Origin of the sequence: Paenibacillus sp. PAMC21692 (assembly GCF_014303795.1) — a bacterium.
Taxonomy (GTDB): domain Bacteria; phylum Bacillota; class Bacilli; order Paenibacillales; family Paenibacillaceae; genus Pristimantibacillus; species Pristimantibacillus agaridevorans.
Genome location: NZ_CP060293.1, coordinates 7,622,006 through 7,637,664, shown reverse-complemented (window position 1 = coordinate 7,637,664; position 15,659 = coordinate 7,622,006). Strand labels below are relative to the sequence as shown.

Annotated in this window: 16 protein-coding genes; 12 read left to right on the top strand and 4 right to left on the bottom strand. The window is 52.5% G+C overall.

Translation table 11 applies throughout. The features are described from left to right. Positions 1-241: 241 nt before the first annotated feature. The 3 genes from H7F31_RS30515 to H7F31_RS30505 all read right to left on the bottom strand — a co-directional run bounded on the left by H7F31_RS30515 (position 242) and on the right by H7F31_RS30505 (position 3,756). Positions 242-1,801: an IS1182 family transposase gene (locus H7F31_RS30515; RefSeq protein WP_187101891.1), complete on the bottom strand. Its 1,560-nt coding sequence runs from the start codon at positions 1,799-1,801 to the stop codon at positions 242-244. Between the two features lie 209 nt (positions 1,802-2,010). Further along, the gene (locus H7F31_RS30510) at positions 2,011-3,069 is read right to left on the bottom strand and encodes a DUF6786 family protein (protein ID WP_187101890.1); all 1,059 of its coding nucleotides are present in this window, start codon (positions 3,067-3,069) and stop codon (positions 2,011-2,013) included. Positions 3,070-3,090: 21 nt separating this feature from the next. Beyond that, positions 3,091-3,756: a GntR family transcriptional regulator gene (locus H7F31_RS30505; RefSeq protein WP_187101889.1), complete on the bottom strand. Its 666-nt coding sequence runs from the start codon at positions 3,754-3,756 to the stop codon at positions 3,091-3,093. Positions 3,757-3,912: 156 nt separating this feature from the next. On the opposite strand from H7F31_RS30505, the gene H7F31_RS30500 reads away from it, so the two are divergent. The 10 genes from H7F31_RS30500 to H7F31_RS30455 all read left to right on the top strand — a co-directional run bounded on the left by H7F31_RS30500 (position 3,913) and on the right by H7F31_RS30455 (position 11,161). After that, positions 3,913-4,623 (top strand): PIG-L deacetylase family protein, encoded by a 711-nt coding sequence (locus tag H7F31_RS30500; RefSeq protein ID WP_187101888.1) that lies wholly within the window; start codon positions 3,913-3,915, stop codon positions 4,621-4,623. A gap of 36 nt (positions 4,624-4,659) precedes the next feature. Further along, positions 4,660-5,433, top strand: a complete 774-nt coding sequence (locus H7F31_RS30495; protein ID WP_187101887.1) for an SDR family NAD(P)-dependent oxidoreductase — start codon at positions 4,660-4,662, stop codon at positions 5,431-5,433. A gap of 31 nt (positions 5,434-5,464) precedes the next feature. Then, positions 5,465-5,833: a cupin domain-containing protein gene (locus H7F31_RS30490; protein ID WP_187101886.1), complete on the top strand. Its 369-nt coding sequence runs from the start codon at positions 5,465-5,467 to the stop codon at positions 5,831-5,833. Beyond that, the gene (locus tag H7F31_RS30485; RefSeq protein WP_087571850.1) at positions 5,830-6,951 is read left to right on the top strand and encodes a mandelate racemase/muconate lactonizing enzyme family protein; all 1,122 of its coding nucleotides are present in this window, start codon (positions 5,830-5,832) and stop codon (positions 6,949-6,951) included. Before H7F31_RS30490 ends, H7F31_RS30485 begins: the two co-directional genes overlap by 4 nt. Positions 6,952-7,020: 69 nt before the next feature. Then, on the top strand, positions 7,021-7,995 hold the full coding sequence (locus H7F31_RS30480; RefSeq protein WP_187101885.1) for a zinc-dependent alcohol dehydrogenase: 975 nt from the start codon (positions 7,021-7,023) through the stop codon (positions 7,993-7,995). 48 nt (positions 7,996-8,043) lie between these two features. After that, entirely contained in the window at positions 8,044-8,916 is an 873-nt protein-coding gene (locus H7F31_RS30475; protein WP_187101884.1) for a fumarylacetoacetate hydrolase family protein, read from the top strand. Between the two features lie 656 nt (positions 8,917-9,572). After that, a complete protein-coding gene (locus H7F31_RS30470) occupies positions 9,573-10,121 on the top strand; it encodes a TetR/AcrR family transcriptional regulator (protein WP_187101883.1) in 549 nt (182 codons plus the stop codon). Continuing rightward, entirely contained in the window at positions 10,118-10,447 is a 330-nt protein-coding gene (locus H7F31_RS30465) for a DMT family transporter (protein WP_187101882.1), read from the top strand. Before H7F31_RS30470 ends, H7F31_RS30465 begins: the two co-directional genes overlap by 4 nt. Positions 10,448-10,473: 26 nt before the next feature. After that, positions 10,474-10,827: a DMT family transporter gene (locus H7F31_RS30460; RefSeq protein ID WP_315970581.1), complete on the top strand. Its 354-nt coding sequence runs from the start codon at positions 10,474-10,476 to the stop codon at positions 10,825-10,827. A 103-nt stretch (positions 10,828-10,930) separates the two neighbouring features. After that, positions 10,931-11,161, top strand: coding sequence for a hypothetical protein (locus tag H7F31_RS30455; RefSeq protein ID WP_087571860.1), 231 nt, complete (start codon positions 10,931-10,933; stop codon positions 11,159-11,161). Between the two features lie 211 nt (positions 11,162-11,372). Here H7F31_RS30455 and H7F31_RS30450 read toward each other — a convergent pair whose 3' ends face one another. Next, positions 11,373-11,882, bottom strand: a complete 510-nt coding sequence (locus H7F31_RS30450; RefSeq protein WP_187101881.1) for a DinB family protein — start codon at positions 11,880-11,882, stop codon at positions 11,373-11,375. A gap of 300 nt (positions 11,883-12,182) precedes the next feature. On the opposite strand from H7F31_RS30450, the gene H7F31_RS30445 reads away from it, so the two are divergent. Together H7F31_RS30445 and H7F31_RS30440 are read left to right on the top strand one after the other, a co-directional pair. After that, positions 12,183-13,934 carry a sensor histidine kinase gene (locus H7F31_RS30445; RefSeq protein WP_187101880.1) on the top strand — a complete coding sequence of 584 codons (1,752 nt, stop codon included), beginning with the start codon at positions 12,183-12,185 and terminating at the stop codon, positions 13,932-13,934. Then, positions 13,927-15,552 (top strand): response regulator transcription factor, encoded by a 1,626-nt coding sequence (locus H7F31_RS30440; RefSeq protein WP_187101879.1) that lies wholly within the window; start codon positions 13,927-13,929, stop codon positions 15,550-15,552. Before H7F31_RS30445 ends, H7F31_RS30440 begins: the two co-directional genes overlap by 8 nt. Positions 15,553-15,659: the final 107 nt, after the last annotated feature.

The following is a 15,659-nucleotide window of genomic DNA, read 5'->3' as shown; positions in this document are numbered from 1 at the left end:
AGCGGGACAAACGCGACAATCCGGATGGTATTCCGACGGAGTAAGAGAGCCTGTTCGACAAGTTCGTCAGCCAGCGTACGGTCGATTCGATCCCGGTTGAGGACAGGCACGTCGAGGAGTGATAACGGTCGCGAAACAGATTCACGAAAGGGGCTGTCTCAAAAGTAAGATCGTTCGCTTATGTAATAGCTCACTTGATGAATGAAGCGTCTAAAATGGAAAAATGGTGGTGCTAGGGAGGCTATCCCTGCACCACCATTTCTGCTTTTTGGTCTATTGCCGCCTTCTTGAGCAAATTGTGGGCGAGCGAAAGCCACCCGACCTCTAGGCTCACTTTTGGCAGGCCTCGAAGCAGAAAACGTCTGAATCCGCGGTTATTCTTTATTTGCCCGAATACACTTTCCGGCTCAATCATCCTTCGAACCGAGAGGGCGTACCCGTCCTCACTTCTGAGCTTCTCGCGTGCTCGCTGCTTGTAACTTAAATACTTCATACTTACACTGATTTCGCGATTTCCTTTCGCTTTCGTGCACAATTCCTTAAACGGACAACCCTCGCAACTCTCGCTCCGATAGTGCCGCTTCCTTAGCTCATACCCACTTTCCGATTTCTCCTTGCTTTCATAACGGAATAATAGTTTTCGTCCTGCGGCGCACGTCCACGTGTCTTCGATCTCGTTGTACTGCCAATTATCCAGCTTACTGATGTCTTGCTTCCATTTCTTCGATTTTTCCTTATGGTAGGTGCTGTACTTCACTAATGCTTCCAGTTGTTCGCTTTCCAAATAGGCGTAGTTTTCCTCACCACCGTATCCAGCGTCCGCAATAACCGTTTTCGGCAACTTGCCGAGCGCTGCTTTGACCTTCTCCAAGTGAGGTTTTAGGCATCGCGTATCGGTCGGACGTTGGTGCAAGCTGTACCCGATAATGAACTGGTTCTCTGTTCCGATCTGCACATTGTAGCCAGGCTTAAGCTGACCATTACGCATATGATCTTCTTTCATTCGCATGAATGTGGCGTCATGATCAGTCTTGCTAAAGCTGTTCCGATCTCCGAGAATCTCTTGCTGGGTCTCGTATTTCTGCAGACGAGGCAACAGGTCCTTACGAAGGGCGCGTACCGCTTTTTTAAGGGGCTTATCCTTCGGCCGAGTTTGCAGGTTGGCTTCCAATTGCTGAACGGCCGATTCCAATTTCTCGCTGGTCAACTCGGATGCTTCGCCTAGCTCCGCAAGATCCTGTCCGGCCTGCTCCTGATCTTCTTGTTTTTCAGTCGCTTCAATGGTGGCAAACAACGTTTTTACTTTTTCCTGGAGCTTCGCTTTCTGCTTCACGACTGCCTTACCCCAGACAAACGTGTACCGATTCGCGTTCGCTTCGATTTTTGTGCCATCTACAAAGTAATGCTCAAGCTTCACATATTTCTCAGCAGCAAGAAATTGAAGCACACCAGTGAAGACCGTCTCCAATATGTCTTTCATCCGCTCGGAGCGAAAGCGATTGATGGTCCGGAAGTCTGGGCGTTGTCTGCCGGCAATCCACATAAACATGATATTTTCACGGACCGCCTTGGCAATCTGCCGAGAAGAGTAGATCCGCTGTGTATAGGCATAAATGATGACTTTGGTGAGCATTTTGGGATGGTAGCTGTCTCTTCCTCCACCGGGGTAAGCATCCCTGAAGATCTTGTCATCTAAGCGATTGACAGCCTCATTGACTACACGAACGAGGTGATTGGGAGGAATGTCGTCCTCCAAGTCCATTGGCAGATGAAGTTGGTCCATGGTATATTGAATGTACAAAAGAAACCTCTCCTTTGGTATGTGGTTGGGTGGTACCTCCATTTTACCAAGGAAAGGTTTCTTTTTGTTTTACAATTTAGAGAAAAGGGGGGGCCTTTAGTCAACTGACGATGACTTTTGGGACAGCCCCTTTTGAGCATTGTAGTCGACGGTCAAAGACTATAGGCGGTTGCGGTGATGGGACGAACTCTACTCCGGTCATTGTTACTTTACTCCCTCTCCATGACAGGCATGCCAAGCATATGCTCTGCAATACGTTCAATGGAGGAAGGAGGCCCTGAAAAGTAAAACAGCTCAGAACGATCGGATGTTTGTCCCGGCTTCCAAATCGGCAGGGCAGGCGCATGATACTCCAGCTCTGCGAAGTTGCCGAACTGCCCGCCATCGTTGAAGACTTGCACGCACGATCCGCGATAGGAGGGCCGATCGGGAGGATAGTCCGGGTAAATCCCTGCGGGATGCACGGCAAACTGACGAATAATCAGCGTGCTTACGTCTTCGCTGAGACGCCTGATGTAGCCAAATCGTCCTGTTGAGGCAATCGCGTCGAACGACAGCTTGAATTTGGCCGACCCGCCGCATGGAATACGCGCTCCGCTAGGCGAGATCTCAAGCGTTTCCGGCTGACTGTCGGCGAACATGGTGAGCGGCTGCGCACCGCCAAAAGTAGGGATCAGCGCTTCGCCGTCCGAGGGGAGCTGCAGGATGCTCCATAGGTTGCAATAACCGTTGCCTTCTGCCGTAGCACGGTAGTCTGCATTCCCCAACGGTTCCAGTGACAGTTCGGTTGTCGTTTCGCAGCCTGCATAGCTGACGGCAGGATCGGCCAGCGAAGCCGTGGAGCCATTATGGAGCAGCGGATTGGGCACAGGGGAGAATCGTTTTTTGATTTGAAATTGGATGGGCATGGCCGAGGTGCGATGATGGAGCACGCCATCCATGCCGAGTCGAATTTCTTCTGTGGAAAGCGACTCCAGCGACCAGTTGCCGGGATCCAGAGAGCCGGGAACACTGTACTGGCCTTCGGAATCCATGAAGTATTCCAGCTCGGGGCTGATCCAGGTACGGTCTCCGCCTACATTCCAATGATCCGGAGAAGCGGCTTGGGCAGGCGTCCAAAATGGAAGGGGGGCATCGGATCCTCTGGGTACTAAGCCCAGAAGTCTCCCGCCTCTAGGCAACACCAGCAGGGAAGAACCGTCCATCCCCTGCAAAGCAGTAAATTCACCGTGATGGCGGTTCATTAGCGTTTCGAGTTGAGTGGCCAAGCGGCACATGCTCCTTCCTAGCTAGCTTTGATTAAAACACAACAGGCAATCCTCGTCGCGGATATGGCTGCCCCAAATCTGAGCTACAGCTGTCTCATTATACGAGCGAAGGGCTTTAATCAACTCCTGATGTTCCTTCGGCACCTTATGCAGATCAGGGAAAATACCCGTGTTTTTAATAAAGTGCAGACGGAGCCGATTTACAATGCTGAGCCATATCTGTTGCGCATAGGATGTTTTATCCAGCGCGATGATTCGCTCGTGGAAACGGATGTCCGCTTCGACAAGCGCAAATAAGTTTTGCTCTTCTGCGGCTTGCTTCATGTCGGCAACGATCTGCTCCAGATCGTTGAACAGCTCTTCGTCCAGCTGATTGTTATGCTGCTTTAGAACAAATAGCTCCAGCTGCAGGCGAATCGGGATCAGCAGCCCGACGACTTCATCCACCTGTACATCGGCGACCACCGTTTCCCGGTAAGGTTGACTGACGACAAGTCCAATCGCTTCCAGATCGCGCAACGCTTCGCGCAGCGGCCCGCGGCTGACTGACATTTGTGCCGAGATGTCCTGTTCTCGGAGCTTGTCGCCGGGCTTGAGATGCCCCCGCAGGATGGCGTCCCGAATATCGGAGAAGATCCGCTGCCGCAAGGACAAGTTTTCCTGACTTTTGAATTGATGTGGCTTCATCTATCTAATTCTCCCTTTAGTTCTATTTCCTAATAAGTATTATACGCGAATTTATATATTCATTCAACGATCAATTGAAGATTGTTGACAATCTACGATATATGAAAGTATGATGGATTTATTACCAGCAACGATAACAGGAGGAGGTCATAGGAAATGAATGTACTTGCCATAGTGGCTCATCCCGACGATGCAGAAATATTGTGCGGCGGGACGTTGGCCAAATATGCCGCGCGCGGCGATCAGGTGACGATAGCGGTGTCAACAAATGGAGAAGTAGGGTCTCCCGTATTGCCTAAGGCTGAAATTGCGGAAATTAGGAGACTGGAGGCGATTGCAGCGGCCGAGGTCATTGGCGCAAAGCTGCTCTGGTTAAATTATCCGGACGAGTTTCTGTTCGATACAGCCGAAGTCAGACTGGCTTTTATTGAAGCGATGCGCAGCAGCGAAGCCGACGTCGTGTTAACGCACTGGCCGCAGGATTTGTACAATCCCGACCATACGGTAACGGGGCAGGTGGCGAATGATGTGGCGATTATGACAACCGTACCCAACATCGTTACGGCGAGCGAACCGTTAAAAAAAATTCCCGTTGTCTATTTTGTCGACAGTGTGGTGGGCATCGGCTTCCACCCGGACGAATACGTAGATATTACGGAGACCATGAGCTCAAAAAAAGAAATGCTGGGCAAACATGTCAGTCAGGTAGGCGATTGGCTGCAGGATCAATATGGCTCCAATGCGATCGAGATGATCGAAGTGATGTCGAGATTCCGCGGGATTCAGAGCGGCGTTCGTTATGCAGAAGGGTTCGTGCGGGCCAAGGCGTATCCCCGCAACTATACAGGATCCCTGCTGCCGCATTGACGCGCAAGGGATACGGGAGCAACGGAGGGATGCGCAATGAGTCGGTTTAACGGCCGAACGGTCATAATTACGGGCGGGGCAACGGGCATCGGCCTGGAGACCTCCGAACATTTTGCCGCCGAAGGCGCAGATGTGGTCCTTGCAGGTCGCAGCGTCAAAAGCGGAACCGAGGCGTTGCTTCGGTTGGAACGTTACAGGGAACGAGTACATTTTATTGCGACCGATGTTTCCGTCGAGGAAGACGTAAAGCGATTGATCGAGCAGACGATGACGCTTACCGGACGGGTCGACGTGCTTGTCAACAATGCGGCGATGTTCTATGAAAGCGATTTTATGGAGGAAAGCACGGAGCGATGGCGGGCCGTATTCGATACGATTGTAAACGGGGCTTACTGGTGCACCAAGTATGCGGCACGGGCGATGAAGGGAACGGGCGGCGGAGCCGTCGTCAACGTGTCGTCCATCAACGGAGTGCGGGCTCTGATGAAGTCAAGCCACTACAATGCGGCTAAGGGTGCGCTTGACCAATTGACTCGCGGCACTGCGCTGGAGCTCTCGCCGCTCGGCATCCGCGTTAACGGCGTAGCGCCCGGCTTTATCGACACGGCGTTGTCGGTCATTGGCGGCGTCAATGAGCTGGAGACGGAGGACTTCAAGCGCTACTATGTGGGGCAACGCAAGATCGCCCTCGCACGGCCCGGTTTGCCGCATGAGGTCGCACGCGCTATTTTATTTCTCGCGTCGGAGGAAGCCTCTTATATTCAGGGAGCCATATTGCCGGTAGACGGCGGATTATCCATCACCTTCTGATAAGGGAGATGAGGAAGAGAGGCTAAATGTGATGACGGAACCACATCGAACAGATGGCGAGTGGCAGTCCATCAGTCCGGACATTCGCCGCAAGGTGCTTTCACCCGGAGAGCGGATGATGAGCATGTTAATCGATTTCAAGAAGGGCGGGTATGGCGCCGAGCACGCCCATCCGCATGAGCAGCTTGGCTTCGTTCTTTCAGGCAAAATTCGGATGAGGCTTGGCGGAGAAGAAAGGATAGTACACGCCGGTGAGCAAATTTATGTGCCTGGCGACGTACCTCATGACGTGCTTGCGCTCGAAGATTCGCTTGTGCTGGAAACCTTTACGCCGCTGCGGCATGATTTGCTTGAAGCAGCCGGCATTATCATTCATAAGGAAACGGGGAATCAACCATGAAAATTACGGAAGTCGAAGCGATTTATTTGCGTTTGCCTGATCTTGATGCCAGCCAATGCGACGGAACGCAGGATACGTTAGTCATTCGAATACATACCGACGAAGGGATCTCGGGGATCGGAGAAGTAGATTCTTCTCCGCTCGTAGCCAAGGCCGTTGTAGACACGCCGCCCTCTCACTCGATTGCGACCGGTCTCAGAAGTTTGTTGATTGGCGAGAATCCATTCGAAATAGAGCGTTTGTGGGACAAAATGTATCGCGGAACCATCTACTTCGGCAGAAGCGGTCCCGCACTGCACGCCATCAGCGGTGTAGATATGGCCTTGTGGGATATTGTAGGGAAAGCGTCGAATCGGCCTGTCTGCGAGATGATGGGCGGCATTTTTAACAAGCGTCTGAAAGCTTATGCCAGCGCTCTGATGCCGGAGACGATCGAAGAAGCGGTAGCGATGGCGGAAGGTTATGTGCAGCAGGGCTACCAATCGATGAAGTTTGGCTGGGGGCCCATCGGCCGCAACGCCAGGTTTGACGAAGCGCAGATCAAGGCGATCCGGCAGGCCGTTGGCGATGACATCGATATTATGATCGATGCCGGCCTCGCGTGGGATCTTAAGGGGGCTTTGCGCATGGCCGAGGTATACGAGAAGTATGGCGTATACTGGCTGGAGGAGCCGGTGCACTCCAATGATCTTAACGGTTACCGCGAGCTGGCCGATCGCTCCAAAATCATGATTGCCGGCGGCGAGCAGGAAGCCGGCAGATTGGCTTTCCAGCGTCTGCTGGACGAAGGGCATCTGGACATTATTCAGCCGGACCTTGGCAGAGTAGGCGGACTGACCGAGGGCAAACGAATTGCTTATCTTGCTTATGACCGGCACAAGAAGGTCGTGCCGCATGCGTTCAAGACGGGCATTCTTGTAGCAGCCAGCACTCATTTTGCGGCAGCTATTCCGAATGGATTTATGATTGAACATACGGTGTCTTCTTCTCCGCTCGCTCGCGATCTGGTCAGTCGGGAGATCGAGTTCAAGGACGGATACGTTACTGTGCCGGTTGACCGTCCAGGGCTGGGCGTAGAAATGGACGAGGAAGTTCTGAACCGTTATCGGGTGAACTAAAACCTCGGAAACGGGATGAGTTGATTCGGGCAGAACCGTTGCGAATAGAGTTCAAAGGTGGGTTAGCTCATGAAAGCATTAATCTATGAAGGACCGCGCGTGATGAATATGAGGGAAGCGGACATCCCTGAGCCGAAGGCGGATGAACTGCTCGTGCGAGTCGCCTATGCCGGCATATGCGGCTCCGAGCTTGGCGGATATTTGGGACATAACTCGCTCCGCAAGCCGCCGCTTATTATGGGTCATGAGTTTACCGGCATCGTGGAGCGCGCGGGAAGCCGTGCCTTGCATTGGCAGCCGGGGGACAGAGTGGTGGTCAATCCGCTCGTGACTTGCGGCGAATGCTCGTATTGTTTGAACCGGCAGGAGCAGTTGTGCGAGTCGCGGGCGTTGCTAGGTGCACATCGTCCGGGAGCATTCGCAGAATTTATCGCGGTGCCTGCGGACAATGTGCTTCGGCTGCCGGATTCCATCTCTCTCGGGGACGGAGTGCTGACGGAGCCGCTTGCGTGCGCGGCGCATATCGGCCGATTGCTGCAGTGGAAGCCGCAAGACCGGCTGCTTATTTATGGGGCGGGCCCCATCGGTCTGTTCGTGCTGGCAGCAGCACGCATCAGCGGACTGCAAGATATCGTCATCGTGGACATTAACGAAGAGCGGCTCGCGATTGCGAGCGCGATGGGCGGGCAAGGAGCCGTTGCCGCGGAGGGCGAATTCGATGCGGCAGTGGACGCGGTCGGTGCGTCCGTTACCCGTCAACGCTGCGTCGAAGCGGTTCGGTCAGGCGGCAAGGTCGTATTTACCGGCCTTCACGAAGCAGATAGCTTGCTGCCAATTAATGATATCATCCGACGCGAAATAACGTGCCGGGGCGCGTTTGCTTACGCGCCTCAAGATTTTACAGCAGCGCTCGACTGGCTGGAGCAGGGACGGGTGGACTTGTCGTCATGGATGCGGGTGCTGCCGCTTGAGCAAGGGGCGGCCGGCTTTGAGACGCTGCTTGGAAGTCCCGGCGGCATCGCCAAGATTTTGCTGAAGCCTTAATAGCAGAAGGGACTACGGGCAAGGCATAGATGAAGGAGGAATAAAGAGATGAAACTGCTGCAATTTTATGAGAAACGAGACGAGAAACGAAAGCTGAAAATTGGCGTATTGGGCGAAGGCAATATCGTTCGACCGCTTCGCACGGACGGCACGATGCGGCCATTTATCGCGCGTCTGTCGGAAGCTGAGCCGTCGGAGAGGGAGCTTGCGACATGGGTGGAAGAAGCCGAAGGATGGCCGCTGGAAGAGGTTGTGTTGTTGTCGCCGCTGACCGATCCCGAGAAAATTATCTGTATCGGTCTGAACTATCATGACCATGTCATCGAGTCCGGCATGAAGGTGCCTTCCGTGCCCGTGCTGTTCCCCAAATATTCGAATTGTATCGCCGCGCATGAGCAGAGCATTGCGATTCCCGCAGAGGTCGCACAATGCGATTACGAGGTGGAGCTTGCGGTGGTCATCGGCAAGGAAGCGAAGCGGGTATCGCGTGAGGAAGCGATGGATTATGTGTTCGGGTATACCGTGCTCAACGACGTAAGCGCGCGGGATATCCAGCTTAATGAGCCGCAATGGACGCGCGGCAAGACGATCGACGGCTTCGCTCCGATCGGGCCGTGGATCGTAACTGCGGACGAGCTTCCTCATCCCGGCAACCTGCCTATCAAGCTGAGACTGAACGGGAAATTGATGCAGAATTCCAATACAAGGGAGCTCATATTCGATATTCCTTATTTGATCTCATTCCTGTCCAATACGATGACATTGAAGCCGGGCGATGTGATCAGCACGGGCACGCCTCCAGGCGTCGGCATGGGACAGAAGCCGCAGGTGTGGCTGAAGCCGGGAGATATAGTCGAAGCGGAGATCGAAGGGATAGGCGTTTTGCGCAACACGTTTGTTGCGGAAGCTTCATTGAACTAATTTATAAATCATACACACATTGCAATCCACTCTCATGATTTCATTATTAATACACATCATAGGCCTCGCTGTGCACGCGAGTATAAAAAATCATACACAATGGCTCTGGAATGGTAGATTCGAGGCATACGAGTATGAAAAATCATATACAATGGCGCCGGAATAGTTGATTCGAGGCACGCGAGTATGCATCCGAAACTTAAAATCACCCGTAAGGGTGATTTTTGATCTTTATAGAGATTAGAGATTCAATTTTTGTCCGAATCATACGATTTTGTCGTTGCTGTCTTGCTCCAGAGAATGGTAATGGGGGCAGCATTTATCCTCCGTTTGATGACGACAAATCGTGACTGTGGGAGATCGAAGACTTGGCGCATCTCGCACCCCTGGCATGCAGCATCCTCGAGCGAGGAAGAGCACCGTGTACACTGCAATAACGGATGCGAATTAATGGTGTCGGGTAGCTCTAGCATTTGCAACGTATAGCTTTTTGAACTTTCGGTGCTCCCTCTTTCCCGCATGCTTTCCGAAGCTTGGTGGGTTTGCGGAAACCGTCACTAGAAGGTGGCTTGCTGCAATAAATTGATCCTACCCTTGATTAAAAAACCGTCCAGACGGTATAGTTAACATTAACAAATACCTGAGGAGGATCGGACATGAGGTCGAATTCCAAACGCGCCTTGCTGCTGGAGGCTGCCGCCAGAATAATCAAGGAAGAAGGGGCGGCGAAGCTGACGCTGGACGCGGTCGCGCAGGAAGCGGGCGTTAGCAAGGGCGGGTTGCTGCATCATTTTGCGAGCAAGGAAGCACTGATCAAAGGATTGGTGGAGCACATTACGGATACGTTTGTCGCCGATATGGAAGGCCGGGTGAAGCAGGATCCGCGTGAGACGGGGAAGTGGAGTCGTGCCTATGTGGCTTCGACGTTCCGGGGAGGATCGGAGTCTGATGTACTGACGACGGCGCTAATCGCCGCGCTGTTCGCAAGGCCGGAGCTGCTGGGCACGCTTAGGGAGCAATACGATTCGTGGCAGAACGAAATTCAGTCTGACGGAATGGATCCCGTGCTGTCCACGATTATCCGGCTTGCGACCGACGGACTTTGGTTCGCGGAGCTGTTCGGCTTCGGGCTGCTGGACGACGGGCTGCGAAGCCAAGTACAGGCCAGGCTGACGCAGTGGACGGAGGGGGAGGCACGAACATGACGATCGCGTATTTGTTGCTGGCCGTCGCGATCGTCAGCGAGGTGTTCGGCAGCTCCATGCTAAAGTTGTCCGACGGCTTCAAGCGGCGCATGCCATCGCTGGGCGTTGTACTTGGCATGGGAGTCGCCTTTTATTGTCTGTCGCTGGCGCTCACTGTAATCCCGCTTGGCACGGCTTACGCGATCTGGTCCGGCCTGGGCACGGCGCTTACAGCCATGATCGGGGTTATCGCGTTCAAAGAACGGCTGGACTGGAAGAAGGGGCTGGGGCTGATTCTGATCATCGCCGGCGTTGTCGTAATGAAATTAACGGGAGGCGGGCATTGATGGAACGGGTAACGAAGCAGTCCTTGCTGAAGGGATACGGCTGGCTGTCGCTCGCCATCGTCACGGAAATATTCGGCACCTCCATGCTGAAGTTATCGGAGGGATTCACGGTGCTGCTTCCGTCTTTTGGCGTCGTTATCGGATTCGCGCTTGCTTTCTACTGTTTGTCGATTAGTATCCGGACGCTCCCGCTTAGTCTCGCTTACGCGATCTGGTCGGGCGTCGGCACCGCGATAACGGCGGTCATCGGCGTATGGATTTGGGGAGACGCATGGAACGCCTACACGGTTGGCGGCATACTGCTTATCATCGGCGGCGTAGTTCTATTAAATGGATCCAAGAAGGCTGAGACGGCAGGGAAGGCTGCGGAGCAGGGCTAGGTGTCAGAAGATATCCAGACTGGGGAAATATTTCTTGCTATAGGTTTGAGGTCAGCAGAAAAAGGGGTAAGTAGATATACAATCTGCTTGGGAGGTGACGGCAATGAACGAATTCGAACGAAGCGCCGATAACCGGCGCGAGCAGCAGGGCAAGCGCGACAATCCGGAAGGTATTCCGACGGAGAATGAGAGTCTGTTCGATAAGTTTGTCAGCGAGCGCACGGTCGATCCGATCCCGGTTGAGGACCAGACCATCGAGCAACAAGACGAGAAGGACAAGGAGCGCACGAAACAGGATTCTCACAGCGAACGAAAGTACCGTACGGGAAATTGAGTGCGGTCTGGCTGAACAGATTTACCTGGTTCACTTCTTTTTCCAAGTGTTATCATACTTTTAAAGAAGCCGAGTGCGGCTAACACTCGGCTTAACAATTGGCTTGGATGGTTTATTCCCTTCAAAGTCGAACAGGATTAAAAAACCCACCTCTGGCGCTAACCGTTGGGTGGGTTTTTACTTTCTCTTGTTGTTAGAGTTAATGTAGGCTCTATCCTTTTCTTTCGTCTATAATTTCTTTAATTTGTTGAATATGTCTTTGTTCATGAATGAACAAGGATTCGAGCCATTCAATTAATAACATCTCTTTAAAAACAGGGTGTACAAAATGTCTTCTACTCAGCACTGAAGAATCTTCAATTGTACTTAAAAGTTCATGTAGCTTCTGTCTTGAATTGTTCAGCTTTTCTATAATCACTTGGTATTCTAATACTTCATTAGATGGTTTGGCAATTTCAGGTGCTTCTAATTTATTACTTCTGTCTAATAGACGTTCTACTGGTTTGTTTGCTATAAATGAATCTTCTTTGCTCTTTAATCCCTTCCTTATTGCTACGACATACAATTCCTCTGTGATATAGAGATGCTGACAGACCTGACTAATACTCCAACTTTCAAGGTCTTTTTGTTTATTTATTTGATTACCATTCATACTTGCAAGGATTACGAGCAACTCGGTTCTGGTTTCTTCCAATTTTTCAATGATTTGTTGAAAATCCATAGAGAAAAACTCCTATCCTTAGTATTTTGCGGATATTTCCTATAACGTTTTATTTATGAACATCGCAAACTATCCATATTTAAGGGTATTCGTGCAGTGAATTAAACAATCCTGCCAATGAAAAAAAAGTTCGAGAAAGCACCTCTTATGAAGCCGATCGCGACGAGTTATAAACGATAATTTCCGTAATCTGGTTGAATAAATGATAGGCGATTGCACGTCGCCATCTTCCTCCTTATAATAGTGGGACGAACCATAGGCTGCTCGGGAGCCGGGACAACAGAGGGAGGTGAGCTCTAATTGAAAGCGTTTTATTCGAACTTGCGGATCAAATACAAGCTGGTCGGGCTCATCTCGCTGATGATGCTGGTCATTGGCCTCGCGACCTATTTCGTCATGCGCTTCACGTTCGAAGCCTATGACGACGAGATTTACAGGCAGTCGGCCAGCGCGCTTAACAGCGCCTCGCTAGGAGTGGAGAAAGAGCTTCGCGACATGGAGAAGCTCACGTTTACGATCGCGACCGACGGCTCCATACAGAGATATCTGGACGTTATCAAGCAAGGCGGCTCGGACTACGACAACTTTCTGGTGGCGATCAGTCTGCAGGAGCGGCTGCTTTCGATCGGCGGCTTCGCGAAGTACGTGCTGTCGTTCCACCTTATTGATGTGTACCAGCGGGAGTATAAGCACGGCGCCAATGCGAATATGCTGTCAGCCGGGCGGATAGAAGAGGTTATAGCCGAGACGGAGCGGAATATCGGCGGGATCAGCTACATTTTTCCCGAGAACGGGGATGGCGCCTTAATTGCGGGAAGGCAGATCCGTCAAGTGCGGAATCTCGAGCTGGATATTTTGGGTACGCTAGCGGTCAGATTGGATCTGGCCAGACTGTTTCGCGATCTGGCTGGTCCCGTGAATCAAGGCGACGGCATGTTCGCGATTCTGGCGGGGGACGGGCAGTCCGTATACCCCACCAACCCGAGCATCGATGTCAGCGCTTTGAACGTCTCCCATAGAGACGGAAGCGGCTACGAGATGAGAGAAGTGAACGGCGAGCGCTTCTTCATCACCTACGTACCGTCGAACTACATGGACTGGACTTATCTCAATATTCAGCCTTATGACGCGATCTTCCGCAAGACGGAGACGGCCAAGCAGTCCGTGTTTGTCATTTACCTCATTGTGTTCTTGCTGGTGCTCATGGCGGCGCTGTGGTTCTCCCGTTCCGTGACGGGTCCCATCGAGCGCCTTAGCGACCGAATGAAGCGGGTGCAGATGGGACACTTCGAATACGCGCTACTGCCGGGAGAGAGAGAACCGGCCATGGACGAGGCGGGGCTGCTGCACCGCAACTTCCGCATTATGGTGGAGCGCATCAACGAACTGATCAATGAAAATTACGTCAAGCAGCTGGCGATCAAGGATACGGAGTTCAAAGCGCTGCAGGCGCAAATCAACCCCCATTTCCTATACAACACGCTGGAATCCATCAACTGGTCGGCAAAGGCAGTGGGGCATAAGCAAATTTCCGTGATGGTGGAATCGCTCGGTTATTTGCTTCGCAGTTCCATCAGCGGCAAGGAGCCTCTTGTTCCGCTTCAGGAAGAGATGGCGACGATCGGCCATTATATATCGATTCAGGCGATTCGATTCGAGGAACGTTTGGACTTCCGCAGTCATATCCCGGCTCGGCTGAATGACTGTCTAGTGCCGAAGCTGTCGGTGCAGCCTATCGTGGAGAATGCGATTCAATACGCGCTGGAGCCGATGATCGATACTTGCGTTATTACTGTAGAGGCGGAGGAAAGCGGCGGCATTATGCGGCTTACGGTCTCGGATAACGGTCCGGGCATCCAACATGACGTGCTCGCCCGTCTGGATTCGGGAGAATTGGTGCCTCGAGGAACAGGGATAGGCCTCCGAAATATTGATGAACGGATCAGGCTGCTGTTCGGAGAAGGGTATGGCCTCGAGGTGGGAGACAATAAAGGCGGAGGGACGCGGATTACGCTCGTTCTGCCCGTAGAAATGAGGGATCCACATGTATAAAGTGCTGATTGTCGACGATGAAAGAATTATTTTGGAGGGGATTGCCGGTCTCATGGATTGGGCAAAATATGGAACGGAGCTGGCCGGAACGGCGCGCAACGGGCTGGAAGCGCTGACGTTTATTGAGGAGCATGCCCCCGACATCGTCATCAGCGATATCCGGATGCCGGGCATGGACGGGCTCAAGCTGGCGGAGCGGACGCGGGAGCTGTTCCCGTCGATCGCCTTTATTATGTTGTCCGGCTTTGGCGAATTCGATTACGCGAGAAAGGCGATGCAATATGGCGTAAAACATTATTTGCTGAAGCCGTGCAACGAGAATACAATCGGCGAAGCGTTGTCCGAGGTGGTCGCGGGGCTGGGCGAGCAGAAGCGGAAGACGCAGTTCCTGGAAAATCTGCAGCAGGAGCTCCGTCAGGTGCTGCCAAGCGCTAAGGAGCAGTTCCTCAAGGAGCTTGTCACGAACAAGATGTATGGGCGCGGAGACTGGGAGAGATACAAGGAATTGTTTGGCATCGAGGTGGAAAATGCCGAGGCCCGGCTTCTGCTGCTGCAGCTCGAAGGACAATTCGAATTCGAGCAGCTGTTCGCGCTCAAGAACATCGCGGAGGACTTGATCGAGCGGTCCAATCTTGTGCTGAGCACAACAATTGGCAATCAGGCGCTGCTGCTCGTCCGTAACACCTACGCTGAAGAAAGGCTGCTGGCCGTTCTGCACGAAATACGCAACACGTTCAAAGGGTATTACCGGCTTGACGCGACGATCGCGGTCAGCGATCCCGGACCGCTTACGGACGCTCGCCGCATGTATCTGGAGACGTTGAGATGTATGAGCTTCCGCTTTTATCTCGGCGAAGGCAGCATTATCACGGTCCGCGATACGGGAGAGGGCGGAGAGGACAAAAGCGGGCTTGCTCCCGAGCAGGAGAAGCTGATAGCGGCATTTGCAACGCCGGTTCCTTCAACGGGTGAAGAGAGCGGATTTTTGTACGACGATGCCCGTTTATGCCTGTTTGCGAAGTCCGGCCATCTGGATGCCGTCATGCAGGAGCTGGATGAGGTGTTTAGATCGCTGGAGGAGCATCGCTTTGATGATTTGACGGTAAAGTCCTATCTCATCCCTCTTTACGTAGCTCTTATTCGTCAGGCTGATCCTTCGTCCATGAACGAGCATCTGAAGGAGCTTGGCCGGTTGGAGGGCATCGCGACCATGCAAGGATTAAAGACGTTCGTGAAGGAGAAGGCGAGGTTGATCTGTCAGAGCAACTACGACAATCAGAAGCGCCGGCATTCCTCCATCATCGGGCAGATCCACGAGATCGTCGAAGCGCATATCGGCAATCCGGATTTGTCGCTGCAATGGGTGGCGAGCGAGATTCTCTACATGAACGCCGATTATTTAGGCAAGCTGTTCCGCAAGGAAACGGGAGAGAAGTTCTCCAATTATGTCATGAAGGCGCGGATGGAAAGGGCCGTGGAGCTGATCGGATTCGGCGGCGACGTGAAAGTGTTCGAGCTTGCGGAGAAGCTGGGTTTTGGCGATAATCCGCAATATTTCAGCCAGGTATTTAAAAAATATACGGGCGTTTCGCCCTCCGAATACAAGAGGTTGCCTTGACGGAACCTCTGTTTTTTATACAAAGAGACCTGCTATTTACATTCCTTCAAAGGGCTTCAGCCTATAAAATTAGCAATGTAAACACTTACAAAACAAGTGAAGCACGG